This is a genomic window from Chloroherpetonaceae bacterium (genome assembly GCA_025056565.1).
In the GTDB taxonomy this organism is placed as follows: domain Bacteria; phylum Bacteroidota; class Chlorobiia; order Chlorobiales; family Thermochlorobacteraceae; genus Thermochlorobacter.
The window spans coordinates 1-19,852 of sequence record JANWWA010000021.1 but is presented as its reverse complement, the minus strand read 5'-3'; the positions used below and the strand labels follow the sequence as shown (position 1 = coordinate 19,852).

Below are 19,852 nucleotides of genomic sequence, written 5' to 3'. Positions count from 1 at the left end.
CCGCAGGACTGGGCTGGTTTATCAACGATTTCCTGATGGCGCAGTCCATCTATGAATTTCTTCTCAATGAGAGGTATCAAGATCTCTCAATTGGTGATATGCTCTTTCGTGGAAAAATTCGCTACTACCTGCGGTTTCGCAACGACTACATCTTCCAAGCGCCATCCATGATGTACCAGTATGGTGTGTTTGGTGACCCTGCTTTACGCCTTGCTCTGCCACGACGCACAACGCCGACAGGCGCACCCGCTATTAATTGGAACTTACCGACACACATTGTTGGCATAGGCAATCGCTTGGTGATTCGTGGCACGGTCAGTGGTATTACCAACGGAAATGGATACGGAAGGATTACCGACCAAAATAACTTAGAAGTTACCTCGGCAACTATTCTTTTTCAAGTGAGAAATGGACGCATTGGACGTGTGGTAGATGGACAGTTTGTCGATAGCCTCGTTATCACAGTGCCACAGCCCCCTGCGATAACAAGAACCAACATTCAAAATTTTGCACGCGGCGGCGGGCAATTCAAGGCACACATCATTTCAGACGACGGTCGAAGTGATGTCAGCGGGTTTGTTCGTTTTAGTAACTCTGCACCATTTATCCGAAGCGTAGAGCCATCGAGCGATATTCGCACTGCGGAAAATCGTGCGGTGAGTTTTACCGTTCGAGTTGATGCAAATCAACCTGTGCAAAGCGTAACTGTGCCAGTGTTCGTTACGCGTGCAAACAGCGCAACGCTGACGACTGAGACGGTCTTTAGTGCGAACCTACAAACCACAAGGAATAATCCAAACACATTTACAACCACCACGAGCATTCCTGCAAGCGCAATGCGACGCGGCAATACAGTCGCATACTACGCACTTGTGCAAACAGGCAGCGAAGTAAGTCGCAGTGAGGAAGTGCGCGTAACAATTGGCAATGAAACCGATGTGGCGGCTGTGCAGAAAGTGCGTAGCGGGCTCGATCAATTCTACGATAATCCTACCATTGGCTTCTATGCAGATGGCAATCGCGTGGCAATTGGGGCAGAGGTCTATAACTGGAGCAATACACCGGCTGCCGCACGCGTAATTTTTTACGAAAACTCAGTCGATAACTCCAATTTCCAGAATGTCCCGCCACGGCTGCGTTCCACAAGGCGAATAATCGGTAGCACGAGCGTGCAAATTCCTGCAAACGGTAAGACGCGCGCGACGATTGATATTCCCAGCGATTTTAGACTACTGCAGAGCTACAACATCGCTGTTCAGGTTGTAGGTGATACAGCCAGTGCCTTCGATACAGACGCTCGCAATAATCTCTCAAACCAGCGTGAAGTAAAGTATGACCTTGTCTGGGTACAGACAAGAAATGCAGCAAGCGTGTCAATCGATGAAAACTGCACTTTCAGTTACGACCCCGCCACTTTTTCGCGGGACGGTTTGCTAAGGGTAGAACGCATTGAAAATCCTGTAAAGTTTGCGCAGCCTGATAATGAATTTGTGCGTCTTGCATCGCAGAACGACACGACCGAATTGCGCTTGGCGTATCGCATTACGCCACTGGATTCAGGGCAGCAGCTTGTGCGGCCGCTACGCTTGACCCTCCGATTGAACCCCAGAGACTTTGCCACGCGTCGCCCATTCGTGAATGCTTACTTTTTTGCAGAAGAGTTGGAACGCTGGCTACGCCTGCCCAATCAATCAAAGCCTGACCCTAACACAGTAATCTTGACCTCAGAACGCTTTGGTACATTTGCCGTAATGCATACAAACGACCAAACTCAGCCACGCATTACGCTCGGCATTGAGGGACAGGAGTATATTCCTGGCGGCTTTGCACCGCGCCGACCACGCATTGTAGCCGTGCTGCAAGACCAAAATGGCATTTACTTAGACCGCCGATTCATCCGCGTCATTCGCAACGGCGATAGCTCCGCATCCGTTCAGGAAAAACTGAACATTCCAACCGCTACGCCAAATGCCAACAGCGTAGGCATCACCTACGATGATGAGTTTCCAAACGGTCGGCATGAGGTTTGTTTCATCTTTCACGACGCAAACCTCAATGTGCGTCGGAGCGATACGCTGCGCTTTGTGGTAGAAGACGCATTTCGCTTGCGAGTCTATGGAGCGTATCCCAATCCGTTTGAAGACCGCACCTACATCGGCTACGAAATCATCGGACAAGAACCAGCTGACGAGTTTGAGGTAAAGATTTACACTGCATCAGGGCGACTCATTAATACCTTTCGCCAGCCCGGCGTGGCGCCACCGGGATTCGAGAACAACTCTAACCTCACTTTTACACAGGTGGGGGGCAGGGTGGTCGAGTGGACAGGCTTAGATGAGCGTGGCAACAGTGTGGCAAATGGGGTCTATTACGCCAAAGTGCGTGTGGTCTTGCGCGGCCGTGTGCAAGAAGAGATAATCAAAATTGCGCGCCTGCGCTAACCTAAACCGAATGCGAATGAAGCGAATTCATATCACCAGTCTCATTTGCTTGCTGCTGGTCAATGAAGTGCAGGCGCAAGAAGAGCGCTACGCCGCAGCCTTTTTGGACATTCCACTGGGCGTGCGTGCACTGGGCGTTGGGGGACAATTTACGCCTATTGACAACACCGATGGCTCTGCATTTTTCTGGAATCCGTCTGCATTGGCACTCATCAAAGGTAAGTTTGTCTCTACGATGTACTCCAGCCAATTTGGCTCAATTGGCAATCCGCTCTCAAACTATTTCCACATCGGTTACTCGCAAGATTTAGGGGCAGGGATCGGCGCATCGTTCAATTGGATACGCAATAGCGTAGGCAATATTCCGCTGACCAATGAGCCAACTGGAGCGCGTGGTGACTACTTCCGACAGATTCGTGCAGGGATTCTGGACAATGGTGGAGCGACGTTTTCAAGCAATGATGATGCGCTGTTCCTGTCGCTTGGAAAGACAATCATCAATACTGTGGATTTCGGCTGGCAATACTTCCGTTTGCCAATTGAAATTCCTCTTGGTGTAACCTTTAAGTATGTCTCACAAAGCTTTGGGGGAGACCGCCGCGTAAGTTTCTCGGGCAATGGCATTGGCGTCGATTTGGGCACACTGATTAAGTTCAAACTCGGTGACTTAGTTGGCAAGCAACTCTTTGGCGACTTGGTGCTGGCTCTAACGGTTAAAGACCTCTTCAACACCACGATTTCTTGGAATACAGATCTGCGCACGCGAGCGGCAATTCCACGCTCTTTTCTCTTTCACTTCTCCTACAAGCAACCACTGGAATTTCTGTCTAGCGCACTCATCTTTCTGCTCACGCGCGACACAAAATACGAAGGGCTGACTTCAATTGGCGTAGAGTATCGCTTCAAAGACCTCTTGGCATTGCGGGTTGGGAGCTATGACCGAAATTTAACCTTAGGTGCAGGAATTTTCCTGCTCCGTGCCTTGTACTTGGACTACGCTTATCAGTCCAGTGAATTGGGCGCGCCTCATCGAGTAGGCTTGACAGTCAATCTAGCTGAATTTTTCTAATAAGGAAGCGATGCATCGGATTATCTCCTTGCTGAGTTATTCGTTGCTATGCTTAGTGTGGTGGGGCTGTCCGCCTGACCCAGAGCCACCTGCACCGCAGCGACCGCGCTTTGTGCCACGCTCCTCAGACACGGCACGCATTGAGCAAGGCATACGACCTGTGCCTGGACAAAATGCAATTCGCTTAGAGTGGTTTAGAAATCCAGAGCGCGATATTGCAGGCTACCGCATTTTCCGCACCGCGGAAGTCGCACGCGATACAGCTGTGCCTATTAACTTTCGACTTCTGCGCGAAATTCCACTTGGTTCACAAGAGCCATTAGGGTTGCCTGATACAGTCTTTATTGATGCTACAGTGCAACCAGATGTGGAATACTTCTATCAAGTAGAAGCCTACACGCGCCGTGGTGCGCGTAGCGAGCGCTCGCTGCCTGAACGCTACCGACTGGCGCAGCGCGTCAATCCGTTGTCACCGATTGGTATTTTGCGTCTGTCACGTCGGGATACGACAATTCGATTTGAGTGGCGCAAGCCGCCGCTGGTGAGCGGATTTTATGTGCTCAAAATCTATGAGTTCAGGGGCTTTGATACCTTCTTTGAGGAAGATTGCGTAGCCATTCTCTACGATGGCTCGAGCTTCTTTGACCGAGATACTGTAAGCATCAACTTTGGACAGGCGTATCAAGCGCCGAGCCCCGCACGCCGCTTCACAAACGGGCTGCGTGTCTTTAAGCGACTTGAAAATGGTGTGGAGTATCGCTGGCAGGTGCAGGCGTTCCCAGAAGATATTAACCGTGCTTATGGAGCGGTCTCGGAACTGCTGGGCTTTCGTGTTCTCATCAATTAAACATAAATTTTGCGTGTAAATGGCAAAAAGATTTTGTTTCATTGCATTTGTTTGCGTAACTTTGGCGCAAAACACTCTGAACGCGCAGGTTTTTGGAACGCCACCACAGGGTGAAGCACCTCAGAATCCAAATGTTGCGCCAGCAGCATATTTCTTTGGTCAAGAGCAAGGGATTCTGATTGATGTCAATCTCTGGGGTCAGGTTGGAAGACCGGGCAAGTATTATGTGCCATATGCGACAGACTTGGTTTCACTGCTCTCTATCGCTGGTGGGCCAGCGACCACAGCAAAGTTAGATGACATTCGCATCATCCGCTATGCAAGGGCAGATACAGCAGTGATAGAGAAGGTCGTGCGCGTCGATGTAGAGAAGTTTATTGAAACGGGAGAGCAGAGTTTCCCAGCCCTTTTGCGAGGTGATACGGTCATTGTGCCCGGTGGACCAATTAGTGTGCTAAACACGATTGTAACGATTACAAATGCCGTGTTTAGCATTGTCAACGCAATTTTCCTCATCGTCATCCTGAACCGAGAACTTAGCAGATAGAACAAACCAAAGACGTTAAATTGGAGGAAAAATGAGAAAACGCTTACTTACGCTTCTGCTGGCTGCAATGCTCTCTGCTGCAACAGTAAGTGAGCTTCATGCTCAGTATGTCTTTACAGCAGCAAGTCGCTTAATTCGCACACAGGAAGCACTGAACCCGAAGTCTGGCAGCCTTACCTTCTTCTCGCATTTTGACTTCAATACAACTGCTGGAGCTTACACGGGGCAACTGGGTAATCTGGTTGCACACTCCATCGTTACAAACTCCATTCATCTCGACTACGCTTTTACAAACAACATCTTGGTAGCACTCAACCCTGTTGTCTATACTGACATCCATCATCAAGATGCTGCATCGAATGTCTTTGAGCGCATTTTTCTTACGGCAAAGGTCGCTTCGTTCGGTATCGCCAACGACTATGTCTATCTCGGCGGTATGGCAACTGTAATGCTGCCACTGGCACAGCGCTGGAATCAGTATGGTAACCCGTACTCAGCTGGCGGCCCAGAGCTGGGAATTAATCTTTTGCTGTCTTACTACGCCGATAACCTTTTCCCAAGAGAATCCTTTAACCTCAACCTGAACTTAGGGCTATACAACTACTTCGACTCAGGTAAAAACATCTCTAACACACCAGCTCAAACATTCAAAGTAGAGAGCAACAGCGCTGCTATCACTTACTCAATTGGGGCTAAGTATCCAACTGCATCTGTCGATTTAATGCTCGAGATTTGGGGCTGGGCATATATCTCCGAACCGCCTGCTCAAGCCTACACGCGTGAAAGTATGACATTCATTTCTGCAGGTGTGCGCTTGAAGCCCGTAGAGTTTCTTGCTCTGACCTTAGGCTTTGACTATCAACTAGCGGGCAGAGAGGACAGGACGCAGTATGGGCCGTTCGGTATTGTGCGTCGGCCGCCAAATGCACCCACGAACTACACAGAGTGGCGAGCACTCTTTGGCGTGCAGTTTAACATCTTGCCGATTGCATTTGGCTCTACTGCTGACCCCAGCCTCATTGACTTCACCACAGGCTCACAAGGCTCTGACATCATCTTGCGCAAGCTGGAAGATATTGGAGACGACAAGGAGTCCACTGCACGCAAGATTGAAGAATTGCGTCGCCGTCGTCAGGATATTGAAAAGAATCTGCAGCAGTTGCGTGCCATCTTGAAGGAAACAGAGCCTGCAAAACCTGAGGAAAAGAAACCCGAAGAGAAGAAAGAAGAAAAGAAGTAACCTATACGCAGGAGTGTCGCAAGCCTTTGTAGTCTCCTACAAAGGCTTTTTTATTTTCAGCACTGAAATTTGCACCGCAAAAATCAAAACTAAACTGCAACATGACCGAACCCACCGTTACGCTCGAGCTTGCTAAGCAGCACGGTTTACTGGAAGAAGAATACGAGAAGATTTTGCAAATACTGGGGCGCACGCCAACCTATACGGAGCTGGGTATCTTTGCCGTAATGTGGTCAGAGCACTGCAGCTACAAAAATTCAATTGCGGTGCTAAGAACCTTACCACGAAGTGGGAAACACCTACTTGCTAAAGCAGGTGAAGAAAATGCTGGACTGGTAGATATTGGTGATGGTTTAGCAGTGGCGTTCAAGATTGAATCGCACAATCACCCTTCTGCGATTGAGCCGTATCAAGGTGCAGCGACGGGGGTCGGCGGCATTCATCGGGATATTTTCACAATGGGCGCTCGACCAATTGCTGCACTGAACTCGCTGCGGTTCGGTAACCCGGCTGATGCACGCGTGCAGTATTTGTTGGAAGGGGTCGTGCGTGGCATCGGCGATTATGGCAATTCATTTGGCGTTGCAACCGTCGCCGGTGAGGTCTACTTTGACGACTGCTACCAGTATAACCCTCTTGTGAATGCAATGTCCGTAGGGATTGTGGAGCATCACAAAGTGGCGCGGGCCATTGCAAGCGGCGAGGGCAATCCCGTCTTGATTGTAGGCGCAGCAACAGGGCGAGACGGCATTCACGGCGCTACATTTGCATCAGAAGAGCTGTCTGAGGCATCAGAAGACAAGCGCCCAAGTGTGCAGGTCGGAGACCCCTTTACTGAAAAACTCCTACTGGAAGCGACACTCGAGGCAATTGAGAGCGGCTATGTAGTTGGCATTCAGGATATGGGAGCAGCAGGACTAACTTGCTCTTCATCTGAGATGTCGGCACGCGCAATTGAAAAAACGGGCATCGGCGGAATGGAACTAAATCTTGACCTTGTGCCCACACGAGAAAAAAATATGACCGCTTACGAAATAATGCTCTCTGAGTCGCAGGAGCGAATGCTGATTGTGGCAAAGAAAGGCTACGAGCAAAAGATTATTGACATTTTTGCAAAGTGGGACCTCAGTGCCGTCGTAATTGGCAAGGTGACAAGTGATGGAATGCTGCGCGTATGGCATCACGGAGAACTTAAGGCTGAAATTCCAGCGCCAGCACTGGTCTTAGGGGGCGGAGCACCTGTCTATTACCGTGACGCGAAGGAAAAAAAGCCAGATGTGAAGTTCCCGCCACTCAAGCCAGACACTGAGATAGACTTCCAGAAAGAAATTTTTGCGATGCTGGCTCGCCCCAACATTGCCAGCAAACACTGGATATTTGAGCAATACGACACAATGGTGCGTACTAACACAGTCGTAGGAGCAGGTATTGCGGATGCAGCTGTAGTTAGAATCAAAGGCACAACAAAAGCCTTAGCAATGAAGATCGACTGCAACGCAAAGTATGTCTACCTCAATCCGCGTCGTGGAGCACAAATTGCTGTAGCAGAATGTGCACGTAACATTGCTTGTACAGGCGCAAAACCGCTTGCCATCACAAACTGTCTCAATTTTGGCAACCCTTACAAACCAGAGGTTTATTTTCAGTTCAAGGAAGCAGTCGCAGGAATGGGTGAAGCCTGCACAAAATTTGAAACGCCCGTTACAGGTGGCAATGTCAGCTTCTACAATGAATCCACGCTTGGTGGAGAAAGCATCGCCGTCTATCCGACCCCAACAATCGGAATGATAGGACTGATTGAAAATGTCGAGCATATCATAACAGCCACCTTCAAAGAGGAAAACGATGCAATCTATCTCATCGGGGAAGTTGCGACAGATCTAAATGGGTCAGAGTTTATTGCTTACTACTACGGTGAGCTTGGGACGGATGCGCCGCCATGCGACCTCGATAGAGAAAAGGCTTTGCAAGATTTTCTGGTCGAGGCTGCAAGGCAAAAGCTGCTGCGTTCAGCGCACGATATCTCGGACGGAGGCTTAGTTGTAGCATTGGCGGAGTGCGCAATGATGAATAGTGAGCACCAAATGGGCTTTGAAGTGAATTTGACTGCAGAGCAAACCGATACAGCAATTCAGAGCGTACTATTCTCAGAAGCACAAGGACGTGTGGTGGTGAGCGTCGCACCCGAAAAGCAAGCTGAACTGGAGTTACTGCTGGAGCAGTTCCAACTGCCATACCAAAAAGTAGGACGCACGCAAAGAAGGGTCGCTATGCTCTCGGTAAACGGCAAAGTGGTTCTGAACGCGCAGGTAGAAGAGCTACATAAAGCTTACTTCTTTGCACTGGAAAGCAGGCTGACAGAGCCAAGGACGGTTTAGACGGAATCTAAACTAACAAAAGAAAAACCAATGACTTGACATTCACTGCGGCTCGCACTATATTGACCACAAATCAGTAACAGTCAACTTCAAACTAACTGTGAGGAGAATGGGTATGAGCTTTCAACTCGAAGCAAACCAGCCTGCGATGATAGACCGCATTGATGATGTCTATAACTTGGCATATTGGATGTGTGGCAATGAAGCGACGGCAGGTATGCTAGTAAGTCAAACTTACCTGCAAGGTGGCAGAAGTGAAACAGCCGTAGGGCTTTTCAAAGCGTTTCGCAATGCCTACCTGCGTTCTTTCGGTCAGGAAGCAACAATTGAGCAAGACCCGAGCGTGATCGTCGATGACCAAGAAGTCGCACGCGCAATGATTACCAAAGCAGCTGACTTCAAGATGGCAATGCTTTTGGCAGAGATAGCTGGACTTTCACACACTGAGATTGCGCAGGTCATAGAGCAGCCACTGACCACCGTGCGACTCTGGTTGCACTGGGGACGAAAACTGGTCTGCCAAGAAGCAACTGAAAAGGTGAACTGAAGAAAGGCACAACAAACGCAAAAAGCCACTGTTTACTCAGTGGCTTTTTTATTTGGAAGGTAGGACAAAATTACGAAAATATATCTTGCAGCTTGACAGAAATGCCTGTAGTATCGTCGGCAAAGGTAGCCTAATCAGAGCTGAATAAGGGCGTGATTTTTGCTTGGCATCGGTTTGCCACGTTCTAATTCGTATGGCGAAGGCGCTGCGACTGAAACGGACATAATCCGCCGATGTAGAGCTAGGCTGAACGTGCATCAAAATTGTTCTTTGCGCAACATAAGCAGCTTCAAACAAAAGGAAAGGCAGCTCTCGAGGGCTGCTCCAAACTCTAAACAAAAGGTGGGTAAAAGAGAAGCAAGTAAGTGCGCTATGTCTTTAGCTGAAACTGGCGCAGCTTAGTGAGCAAGTTGCGTTCCACGCCTTTGGAAGCAATCTGGCAGATTTCAAAGATTGTATCGTCAGCAAGCCTGTAGTAGCAATTAAGACCTTCTTTACGCCGCTCTACGATGCCGTGCTCATACATCAGCGAAAGATGCTTAGAGACATTAGCTTGACCCATCTGGGTTTCTGCAACGATTTGTTGCACATTTTTTTCTTCGCTGCAGATTGTGCGGAGAATTTTCAGACGAGCTGGCTCGCCAAGCACACGGAAGCGTGCTGCGACCTGAGCGAGCTTTTCGTCGGTCATTTCCGCAACGTGCGCTGCGTATTTAGAATGTCGTTGTGGCATAGTTGTATGGCTGTATAGTTATTCAAGGCTAATGTAGCTAAATTCAGCAGAAATCGCAAAAATTTAACTCATTCGGTTTTTGTAGTCCTCATAATCAAAAGAACGGAAAAGAGTAAACTGATTGTCTGCTGTCCACATTCCGAGAGCTGGATGTGAGATGCCGTTGAACATCGTGGTTTTGACGATGGTGTAATGAATCATATCCTCGAACACAATAAGGTCTCCGACTTGTAGGGGTTTCTCGAAAGCATACTCTGTCATAAAATCACCAGCTAAACACGACAGTCCGCCAATTCGGTAGTTGCAAAGTCCCTTGCGATACTCTGGAATTGCGCCCAAAATGCTGGGCTTGTAAGGCATCTCCAAGCAATCAGGCATGTGGTCGGTAAAGGAGACATTGACGATAGCGGTCTTGACGCCACGATTCTCAACGATATCGAGAACTTTGCTAACAAGGTAGCCAGTTTGCCAAGCAAACGCGCCGCCGGGCTCTAAAATAACTTGCAGATGTGGATAACGCGCCTTGAAGGCTTTCAGCACAGAGATAAAATGTGCCGTGTCGTAGCCTTTGCGCGTAATAAGATGCCCGCCACCTAAATTAACCCACCTAAGCTGCGAAAATAGCTTGCCGAACTTCTCTTCAAAGGCGTTAAGCATTCGTTCTGAGGCAAAGGAATCGTTTTCGCAAAGTCCGTGCAGATGCAAGCCTTCAATTTCTGAGGGCAATCCATTCTGAAAATGCTCAGCCGTCAAACCTAAGCGCGAATAAGGCGAGCAGGGATTGTAAAGGTCAGTTTGTACTTCACGATGCTCAGGATTGACACGAAGGCCAATGCTGACGCCTTTAGCACGGGCTTTATGCTTGAAGCGCTCAAACTGCGAAAAGGAGTTAAATGTAATGTGCGAGGCACAGTCCAGCAGCGCATCAATGTCTCGGTCATCAATTGCCACGCAATAAATGTGCGCTTTTTCACCAAAGGTTTCCACGCAAAGTCGGGCTTCATTGAGAGAGCTTGCCGTTGCGGTGCGCACATATTGGCGCACGATGGGAAAAGTTTTCCAAAGTGCAAAACCTTTCAAGGCAAGGATAATTTCTACGCCAGCAGACTTTGCAACGTAGGAAATCGTTTCCAGATTTTGTCTGAGGCGCGCTTCCTCAATCACATAGCACGGATTGGGCACACACGAAAAATCAATTGCCATCGTCTTGTGAATCCAGAGAAAAAGTTTTGCGAAAAAACAGCGCAAATCTAAGTTTGCGGAACTTTTTTAAAAACAAGAGAGAAACAATGGAGGACAAATCAAAGATTCTACGCACTGCACCGATTGATATGGCAATTGTGCGCACAAATTTTCTCACTTGGAAGATGAAAGTGCGCTCTGCGGCGAATGGGATGAGCAGCTGGGACGAGGTCTATCCTAACCGGCCTGAAAAAAGCCCAATCGGACAATGGATTCAAAATGTAGGCGATAAGCTCTACAGCCAAGAGCCAGTCTATCAGGAGTTCAAACAGATGCACGCGTTTTTGCATAATCTTGCAGGGCAGATTCAAGCTGTTGCCCAAATGGGTGAGAAAGAAGAGCTGCGCAAGCTGCTTAGTGAATTTGATAAAATCTGTGACGACTTTCTCAACCTAATTGAATCATACCGCGCTGTGATGGATGCCTACCGTGAGCAAGGGTTTTCGCCGATATTCCCGCGCTTGCGGACCAACTTCCCGAAAAATTAAGCCTACCTTTTTCAGGCGAAGGTGAGAAAACAGATTACCTTTTCCCCTCTAACCCAAAAAGAAAGCCCTGCAGCGAAGCTGACCTTTGGCGTTGATGCAGTGAGCAACTGCCCGTAGCGATGCAATTTGTATATTTGCACTGCAACTCCTTTCGTGTATTTGCGTAGGGGCAGCTCGCAGAAGAAAAGGGCTGACCGATTTTTGTAACAAAAACTGGGTGAAAATGAAGCTTTACGTGTCCAATAAAAACGAATCCCCCCGTATGTTTGAAAATGATTTTGTCGATGCCCTGTCGCGCTGGCACTGGACATCGCCACTCTGGGTATATGTGCCGCTTGTGCTGGTGTTAGTGTATATCTCAGTTGCCAGCTACAGCGTGAGCGTTGGGGTAACAGTGCTGCTGCTTGTGGCAGGCATGGTTGCGTGGACATTTACCGAATACACACTGCATCGCTTCGTGTTTCACTACAAGCCAAAATCAGCATGGGGGAAGCGAATAATCTGGATTCTGCACGGTGTGCACCACGACTATCCCAGTGATGCGTGGCGGCTGGTGATGCCACTACCCGTGAGCTTGCCACTGGCTGTGGTGTTCTATACACTCTTTTACTTTACGATAGGTGAGACGCTGGCGCCTGCATTTATGGCCGGGTTTGTAACTGGCTACCTCATTTACGACATTGGACATTACGCCGTGCATCACTTCCCAATTAAGGGAGGTATTTGGGGATACCTCCGCCGTCATCACATGCGGCATCACTTCCAGTCGCCAAATGAGGGTTATGGGGTTAGCTCGCCGCTATGGGACTACGTGTTCCGCACGCACTTCAAGGCTGCACCCAAGAGAGCAGAAGACTTGACGGATTGAAGGAAAGCAAAGCGGCAAACTCCTCTTGCCGCTTTGTCATTTTTGAAAACGATGTATATCTTGCGTATATTTTGAATACTTTAACGCGCCATTAGGTATGGACACGGCGTTAAAGGCTTTCGGCGGCGAGACGCTCGAAAGTCGCTCCGAATGGGGTCGTGTCCAGTAATCGCTTCACACGGCTGCCTTTCCAGATCGGAGAGGCTTTTTTGTTTTCTACCCTCGCCTTGCCGAAATACCGATTTCGCAGTCCAACTTCAATCATAGCGATATGCCACAGCCGACAATTCACGAGCTGCTGAAAACGCGCGTTCTGGTTCTCGATGGCGCAATGGGCACAATGATTCAGCGCTATAAGCTCACCGAAGAAGACTACCGTGGAGAGCGCTTCAAAGACTTCAATCCAGAGCAGCCACACGACCCTGTGGCTGAAGCGATGGAGCGCAAGCTCGATGAGGTTCTGCATGAAGCGCATGCCCAGTCTGGCACGGGGGTAGAGCGAGACGGGCATCACTGCAATCACCCCGCACATGGACATCAGGCTGCACCGCCCAAAGGCGCACTCAAGGGAAATAATGAGCTACTCTCCCTGACACAACCGCAAATCATCAAAGAAATTCATCGCCAATACCTTGAAGCAGGTGCAGACATCATTGAGACCAACACTTTTAGCGCCAATCGCATCTCACAAGCCGATTATGTGATGGAGCACCTTGTCTATGAAATGAACTTTAAGTCAGCACAGCTGGCAAGAGAAGCGGTGCAGGAAGCGATGCAAAAGACACCCGATAAACCACGTTTTGTGGCTGGTGCAATCGGTCCGACCAACAAGCTGGCTTCAATGTCGCCCGATGTAAATAACCCCGGCTTTCGCGCAGTAACTTTCCAGCAGCTTTTTGAGGCGTATTACGAGCAAGTCTGCGGCTTGATGGACGGTGGCGTTGACCTTTTGCTCATAGAGACCATTACCGATACGCTCAACACAAAAGCCGCTATTGCAGCCATTCAGAGATACTTTGATACTGTAGGGCGTCGCGTGCCAGTTATGATTTCAGGCACAATTGTCGACCAGAGCGGTCGAACACTTTCTGGGCAGACGACCGAGGCGTTCTGGATTTCTATTTCACATGCGCCGAATCTGCTGAGTGTCGGGTTGAACTGTGCCTTAGGCTCAGCGCAGATGCGACCATTTATTGAGACGCTGGCAAAAATTGCATCGTGCTACACCAGTCTTTACCCCAATGCAGGCTTGCCCAATACTTTCGGCGAGTATGATGAGACGCCCGAGTATATGGCAGCACAGTTTGAAGACTTTTTGAAAAACGAGTTTGTAAACATCATCGGTGGCTGTTGCGGCACGACACCTGAGCACATCAAGGCGTTTGTGGAAGTCGCTGCTCGGCATAAGCCACGCCGGCCAAAACCCCGCTCGACGTATATGCAACTGGCAGGTCTCGAGCCCTTAGTGGTCACACCAGAGACAGGCTTTATCAACATCGGGGAGCGCACCAATGTGACAGGTTCGCCGAAGTTTGCAAAGCTCATCAAAGAGCAAAAGTTTGAGGAAGCACTTGCAATTGCGCGTCAGCAAGTCGAGAACGGTGCGCAGATTCTTGATGTCAATATGGACGAAGGAATGATTGACTCCGAGGCGGCAATGACCACGTTTCTCAATCTCATTGCTTCGGAGCCTGATATTGCACGGGTGCCGATTATGATTGATTCCTCGAAGTGGTCGGTAATTGAAGCAGGGCTACGCTGCGTGCAGGGCAAAGCAATTGTCAATTCCATCTCACTGAAAGAAGGTGAAGAAAAATTCAAGGAGTATGCACGCAAGGTGATGGAATACGGGGCAGCAGTCGTCGTCATGGCGTTTGATGAGCGAGGGCAAGCGGATACGTTTGAGCGTAAAATCGAAATCTGCAAACGCGCTTACGATATTCTCACAAAGGAAGTCGGCTTTCCACCACAGGACATCATCTTTGACCCAAATATTCTGACGGTCGCCACTGGGATTGAAGAACACAACAACTATGCCGTTGATTTCATTAGAGCAACTAGATGGATTAAAGAAAACTTACCTTATGCGAAGGTGTCGGGTGGCATCTCAAACATCTCTTTCTCGTTCAGGGGCAACAATCCTGTGCGCGAAGCGATGCATTCGGCGTTTCTCTACCACGCCATTCGGGCAGGGCTAGATATGGGCATTGTCAATGCAGGAATGATTGAAGTGTATGAAGAAATCGACAAGGAGCTATTAGAGCGAGTTGAAGATGTCTTATTGAACCGTCGCCCTGATGCGACAGAGCGTTTAGTGGAGTTTGCAGAAGCGCTAAAAAAGCGCTCAGAGGCAAAAGTTAGCACCGCCCAAGAAGAAGAGTGGCGCAAAGGCACCGTAGAAGAGCGCTTAAAGTATGCGCTCATTAAAGGCATTGATACTTATATCGTGGAAGACACTGAAGAAGCACGCCAAAAGTATCCCTCGCCACTGGCAGTGATTGAAGGGCCGCTGATGGACGGAATGAATATCGTGGGCGACCTCTTCGGCGCGGGAAAAATGTTTCTGCCACAAGTGGTAAAGTCGGCACGCGTAATGAAAAAGTCGGTGGCGCACCTTGTGCCATTCATTGAAGCAGAGAAGGCGAAAAATCCAAGTGCCAAAGCAGCGGCAAAAGTGTTGATGGCAACGGTCAAAGGTGATGTGCACGACATTGGCAAAAACATTGTGAGCGTTGTGCTGGCGTGCAACAACTTCGAGGTAATTGACTTAGGTGTAATGGTGCCAGCCGACAAAATCTTGGAGACCGCAAGGAAGGAGCAAGTGGACATTATCGGGCTTTCTGGGCTAATTACGCCCTCACTGGATGAAATGGTGCACGTCGCAAAAGAAATGGAGCGGCTCGGCTTTAAGATTCCCTTGCTGATTGGCGGCGCTACCACCTCTAAGATTCACACTGCAGTAAAAATTGCGCCGAATTACTCAGGCCCTGTAGTGCATGTGTTAGATGCGTCGCGCAGTGTGCCAGTGGTGCAAAGTCTGGTAACGCCCGAAGAAAAAGAGCGATTTGTGGCGCAAGTCAAAGCCGAGTATGATGAACTTCGAGAAGCGCACTTCAAAAAGCGCGTCGTGCGAAAATACCTGTCGCTATCGGAAGCACGTGAAAATCGCACGCCAATCACTTGGCGCGCTGAAGACATCTACAAACCAAAGCAGCTGGGTATTACGGTGCTAGAACGAGTCTCGCTGGCTGAACTCTGCAGCTATATTGACTGGACACCATTCTTCCAGACTTGGCAACTGGCTGGACGCTATCCACATATTTTGCACGATGAGGTCGTGGGTGAAGAAGCGCAGCGGCTTTTCCGTGATGCCAATCGACTGCTGGAGCGCATCGTGGCGGAAAACTTGCTCACGGCAAGGGGAGTGTTGGGCTTGTTCCCCGCAAACGCAATTGGAGACGACATTGAGGTCTATGCCGATGAAGGACGCTCGAAGGTACTCACCGTGTTCCATACCTTGCGTCAGCAGAACGAAAAGGGAGCAGAACGCGCCAATCGTGCGCTGGCTGACTATGTCGCACCCAAGTCAACGGGGCTAATTGACTACATCGGTGGCTTTGCCGTAACGGCGGGTATCGGCTTAGAAGCGCTGGTGAAGGAGTTCGAAGACGCAAAAGACGACTACAATGCAATTATGGCAAAAGCCTTAGCAGATAGGTTAGCAGAAGCCTTTGCGGAAATGCTGCATAAGAAAGTGCGCACGGAGTATTGGGGCTATGCGCCAAATGAGCAAACAACCAACGACGATTTAATTGAAGAAAAATATCAAGGCATTCGTCCAGCACCCGGCTATCCAGCTTGCCCTGACCACACTGAAAAGCGCTTGCTCTTTGACTTGCTTGGAGTTGAAGAGCGGGTGGGGATTGTCCTGACAGAAAACTTTGCAATGTATCCAGCGGCATCGGTCTCTGGGTGGTATTTTGCGCACCCCGAGGCCGTGTATTTTGGTGTCGGCAAGATTGGTCGAGATCAAGTCGAGGATTATGCGCAGCGCAAGGGAATGACGATTGAGGAAGTCGAGCGCTGGCTGGCACAAAACTTAAACTACGACCCTGCTTCAGTTGCCACTAAAGCCAGTGCCGCATAGTAAAAAAGACCGCAGTGTGGTATAAAAACAGGGTGAAAATTACGACCGCCGCAGCTCGAGCAAATTGTAGTCAATACCTTTCCAGACCACATTGCGACTGAGCGACAAGATAAGCGGTGCAGCGAAAACAAAAAGAAAATAGTAAAGCTCAAAGAGCGGAAAAGCCCACAGAGTGCGAACTTGGCGGAGGCGAACCAAGACAGGTAAAAGTAGCAACGCATCGGAGAGCAGCTTGAGACCAAGCAGCGCAAGAGCGGTTGTGAGCGGCAGAATAAAAAATGCCAGCACAGGAAAGAGATGGGCAAAGAACATAAACCCTGCAAGAAAGGCATGCACTAAACTGGCATCTAAGCCACCGAGCGACCAGCGTTTCTTTTGTTCATAGAGTTCTGAAAACGTCGGCATTGGCTCAGTCTGGTTATGCGTCTCGTAAAGAATTGGAAAGACGATTTTCCAGCGTGAGCGCAAGATGGCTTGAAACAGGGCAAAATCTTCCGTAACGCTAAAACGCAGCTTGGCATAGCCGCCGATTTCGTGGTAGGTCGTTTTGCGGAAGTTGAAGTTGTTGCCAATGCCGCCAATAGGGAAGCCGATAGAAGCGCGTCCAGAGCTAACACCCAGAATGTAGCACCAGTCCAGCATTTGAATCGTTGCAAAGGCATCAGTAGGGCGCGGAATGGTTATGCCACAGACTAAGCCGACATCGTCAGTAAAGTAAGACAAGGTGTGGCGTATCCAAGTAGGCTGAACAGTGCAGTCGGCATCGGTCATCATAATAAACTCGCCGCGGGCACGAAGCACAGCTTGATGAATGGCGTTGGCTTTGCCACGAATGGGTTGATTCTGGTCAGCATGGTGAAGTGTGATGAAGCTGTAGCGCGCTGCATATTGGGAGACAATCTCACAAGTGCGATCCGTAGAAGCGCCATCACTAACGATAATTTCCAACTTTTCTTTGGGGTAGTCAAGCTGCACAAGTGAATCAAGGGTGCGAGCGATGTTTTTTTCTTCGTTACGGGCCGCGACCACGACCGTAACCATTGGAAGAGTATCCCACTGACGACGTTTCGGCAAACGAAAAAGCCCTGCAGTGATAACCAGCTTCTGGAGAGCGTAGAGCACCAGAAGCGTTGCAGTAATCCAAAAGAACGTTTCAGTCATCTAAGGTTTGGAGTTTAAGTGTTGCAATTTATATTTGCGGCTTTCTGTTTCAAAATTGAAGCAAAAAGCGCGCAAACAAAAACTTAAACACGATTAACTATGGCGGTTATGAGTAAAATGCGCGACAAGATGCACATCGTGCTGTATGTGCTGGTCGGCGCATTTCTAATCACCATCGTCTTTGAATGGGGAATGAATTTTTCAGGCATGAGCGCACGGCGAGGAACAGATATTGGTGTGGTCAATGGCAAGCCTATCCCGTTTAAGGAGTTTGAGTCGCTCTATCGCAACTACCTTGACCAGTATCGCCAGCAACTGAAAGGTCAAGACCTTGATGACCAAGCTGAAGCGCGTATGCAAGAGCAGGTGTGGGAGTCGCTGGTAATGAAAATCTTGCTGGGCGAAGAGTATGAGAAATTGGGTCTGAAGGTAACCGATGAAGAGATCACCAGTGAGATTTTCTCAGACAATCCCCCCTTTGTGATTGCGCAGCAGTTCCGCAACCCTGAAACGGGCAAAATTGACCGTGAAAAGCTCAACAATGCCATCGCAGACCCACGCAACAAGCAAGCTTGGATTCAAGTGGAGCAATTTGTGCGCCAGCAAAAGTTGCAAGAAAAGCTCCAGCAATTGCTCTTAGAGACCATGCGGGCAACGGATGCTGAAGCACGCCAGAAGTTCGATGCACAAAAAACCTCTCTGAAGGCCAAGTATGTGCTGTTTGATATGTCGCGCGCAAAGCCGGACAGTGCCTACTATGTCTCTGAGGCTGACATCAAGGCCTACTTCAACGAGCATCGAGAAGAATACAGGCAAGAGCCGACCAGAGAAGCCAAATATGTCTTTTTTCCAACTGACCCCACCGAAGACGATAAGCAGCTCATCAAAAAAGAGCTGGAAGAGCTGAAAAAAGAGTTCGAGACCACATCAAACGACACAGACTTTGTGCGCTTGCATAGCGATGAAGCACTGGTAGAGAAGGTCTTGCCACGCGGGCAATTACCCGTTGAAATTGATACGCTAGTCTTCAAGCCCGATGTGAAAAAAGGCACAGTGCTGGGACCTGTGCAGGACTTTACCACTAATCAGTTCAAGCTCATCAAAATTACTTCTGTAAAAACTGATGGCGAGGAGATGGTCAGAGCCTCGCATATTCTCATTAAGCCAAATGGAAACACCAAGGCGGACACTGCCAAAGCTATAGCCGAAGCCAAAGCGCTCATGGCAAGACTTAAGAAAGGCGAAGATTTTGAAAAATTGGCACGCGAAAAATCAGCTGACCCAGGTTCCGCTGCACGAGGGGGTGACCTCAACTGGTTTGGACGGGGCAGAATGGTCAAGCCTTTCGAGGAAGCCTGCTACAAGGCAAAGGTCGGTGAACTGGTTGGACCCGTGCAAACACAGTTCGGCATTCACATCATTAAAGTTACAGGGCGCGACCGTCGCGAAATCAAAGGCATTGAGCTGGTAAAGAAAATCGTGCCCAGCCCTTCCACCATTGAAAAGCAACGTCGTATTGCCAGTGAATTTGAGTTCAATGCACGTGAAATTGGCTTCGATAGCGCCGCACAGCGCGCATTTTACACGGTGCGTGAGACAGGTATCTTTTCGCGATACGGCTATGTGCCAATCATTGGCTACAGCAATGCAATGGCTCAGTGGGGATTTAAAGCCAAGCTCAATGAAATTAGCCCCGTCATTCAAGCCAAAGATGGCTTTGTGGTAATGCAGCTCACGGCGATAAACGATGATGGTTATCGCAAGTATGATGAAGACCTGAAGCGAGAGCTAAAATCAAAAATCATTCGCGAGCGAAAGATGCAGGACTTGCGTAAGCTAGCCGAAGAGATGCTGGCAAAATGCGAGGGCAGCTTAGAGCGCGCGGTGCAGCTTGACTCCTTGCTGCAGATTCGAGAAACTGGCACGGTGACGCTCTCGGTGCCAAACATTCAAGGCATTGGTTATGACCCCAGTGTTGCAGCAGCCCTGTCGGTGCTAAGTGTCGGCACACTGTCTAAGCCAATTGACACCAATCGTGGCGTGATGCTGGCCGTACTCTCCGAAAAGCAGACGGGTAAAGACGAAGATTTTGAAGCAGAAAAAGCAACCCTGCGCAAGCAAATTGTAGATGAAAAGCGAGGACG

15 protein-coding genes are annotated in these 19,852 nt (G+C 49.2%); 11 read left to right on the top strand and 4 right to left on the bottom strand.

Annotated features, from left to right (window positions below; translation table 11 throughout):
• The 7 genes from NZM05_12170 to NZM05_12140 form a co-directional block, all read left to right on the top strand.
• A partial coding sequence (locus NZM05_12170; GenBank protein MCS7014368.1) for a hypothetical protein occupies positions 1–2,441 on the top strand: 2,441 nt, incomplete at its 5' end.
• Between the two features lie 16 nt (positions 2,442–2,457).
• Positions 2,458–3,510, top strand: a complete 1,053-nt coding sequence (locus NZM05_12165) for a hypothetical protein (protein MCS7014367.1) — start codon at positions 2,458–2,460, stop codon at positions 3,508–3,510.
• Between the two features lie 10 nt (positions 3,511–3,520).
• Entirely contained in the window at positions 3,521–4,357 is an 837-nt protein-coding gene (locus NZM05_12160) for a hypothetical protein (GenBank protein ID MCS7014366.1), read from the top strand.
• Between the two features lie 61 nt (positions 4,358–4,418).
• Complete coding sequence (locus NZM05_12155) at positions 4,419–4,904, top strand: hypothetical protein (protein ID MCS7014365.1); 486 nt, start codon at positions 4,419–4,421, stop codon at positions 4,902–4,904.
• A gap of 31 nt (positions 4,905–4,935) precedes the next feature.
• On the top strand, positions 4,936–6,144 hold the full coding sequence (locus NZM05_12150; GenBank protein ID MCS7014364.1) for a hypothetical protein: 1,209 nt from the start codon (positions 4,936–4,938) through the stop codon (positions 6,142–6,144).
• A gap of 101 nt (positions 6,145–6,245) precedes the next feature.
• Entirely contained in the window at positions 6,246–8,522 is a 2,277-nt protein-coding gene (gene purL / locus NZM05_12145) for a phosphoribosylformylglycinamidine synthase subunit PurL (protein ID MCS7014363.1), read from the top strand.
• Positions 8,523–8,637: 115 nt separating this feature from the next.
• Positions 8,638–9,069 (top strand): RNA polymerase subunit sigma-24, encoded by a 432-nt coding sequence (locus NZM05_12140; GenBank protein MCS7014362.1) that lies wholly within the window; start codon positions 8,638–8,640, stop codon positions 9,067–9,069.
• Positions 9,070–9,439: 370 nt separating this feature from the next.
• On the opposite strand, the gene NZM05_12135 is transcribed toward NZM05_12140, so the two are convergent.
• Positions 9,440–9,802: a metalloregulator ArsR/SmtB family transcription factor gene (locus NZM05_12135; protein MCS7014361.1), complete on the bottom strand. Its 363-nt coding sequence runs from the start codon at positions 9,800–9,802 to the stop codon at positions 9,440–9,442.
• Positions 9,803–9,865: 63 nt separating this feature from the next.
• Entirely contained in the window at positions 9,866–11,005 is a 1,140-nt protein-coding gene (gene nspC / locus NZM05_12130) for a carboxynorspermidine decarboxylase (GenBank protein MCS7014360.1), read from the bottom strand.
• An 86-nt stretch (positions 11,006–11,091) separates the two neighbouring features.
• On the opposite strand from nspC, the gene NZM05_12125 reads away from it, so the two are divergent.
• Together NZM05_12125 and NZM05_12120 are read left to right on the top strand one after the other, a co-directional pair.
• Complete coding sequence (locus NZM05_12125; protein ID MCS7014359.1) at positions 11,092–11,532, top strand: hypothetical protein; 441 nt, start codon at positions 11,092–11,094, stop codon at positions 11,530–11,532.
• Positions 11,533–11,755: 223 nt separating this feature from the next.
• Complete coding sequence (locus NZM05_12120; GenBank protein ID MCS7014358.1) at positions 11,756–12,400, top strand: sterol desaturase family protein; 645 nt, start codon at positions 11,756–11,758, stop codon at positions 12,398–12,400.
• A gap of 109 nt (positions 12,401–12,509) precedes the next feature.
• On the opposite strand, the gene NZM05_12115 is transcribed toward NZM05_12120, so the two are convergent.
• Complete coding sequence (locus tag NZM05_12115; GenBank protein ID MCS7014357.1) at positions 12,510–12,665, bottom strand: hypothetical protein; 156 nt, start codon at positions 12,663–12,665, stop codon at positions 12,510–12,512.
• 6 nt (positions 12,666–12,671) lie between these two features.
• Between NZM05_12115 and metH the strand changes: the two genes are divergently transcribed.
• On the top strand, positions 12,672–16,547 hold the full coding sequence (gene metH, locus NZM05_12110; GenBank protein MCS7014356.1) for a methionine synthase: 3,876 nt from the start codon (positions 12,672–12,674) through the stop codon (positions 16,545–16,547).
• Positions 16,548–16,586: 39 nt separating this feature from the next.
• Here the strand turns inward: metH and NZM05_12105 are convergent, their stop codons facing one another.
• Positions 16,587–17,708, bottom strand: a complete 1,122-nt coding sequence (locus NZM05_12105; protein MCS7014355.1) for a glycosyltransferase — start codon at positions 17,706–17,708, stop codon at positions 16,587–16,589.
• 99 nt (positions 17,709–17,807) lie between these two features.
• On the opposite strand from NZM05_12105, the gene NZM05_12100 reads away from it, so the two are divergent.
• Positions 17,808–19,852, top strand: a 2,045-nt coding sequence (locus NZM05_12100; protein ID MCS7014354.1) for a peptidylprolyl isomerase, incomplete at its 3' end; no start/stop codon positions are given.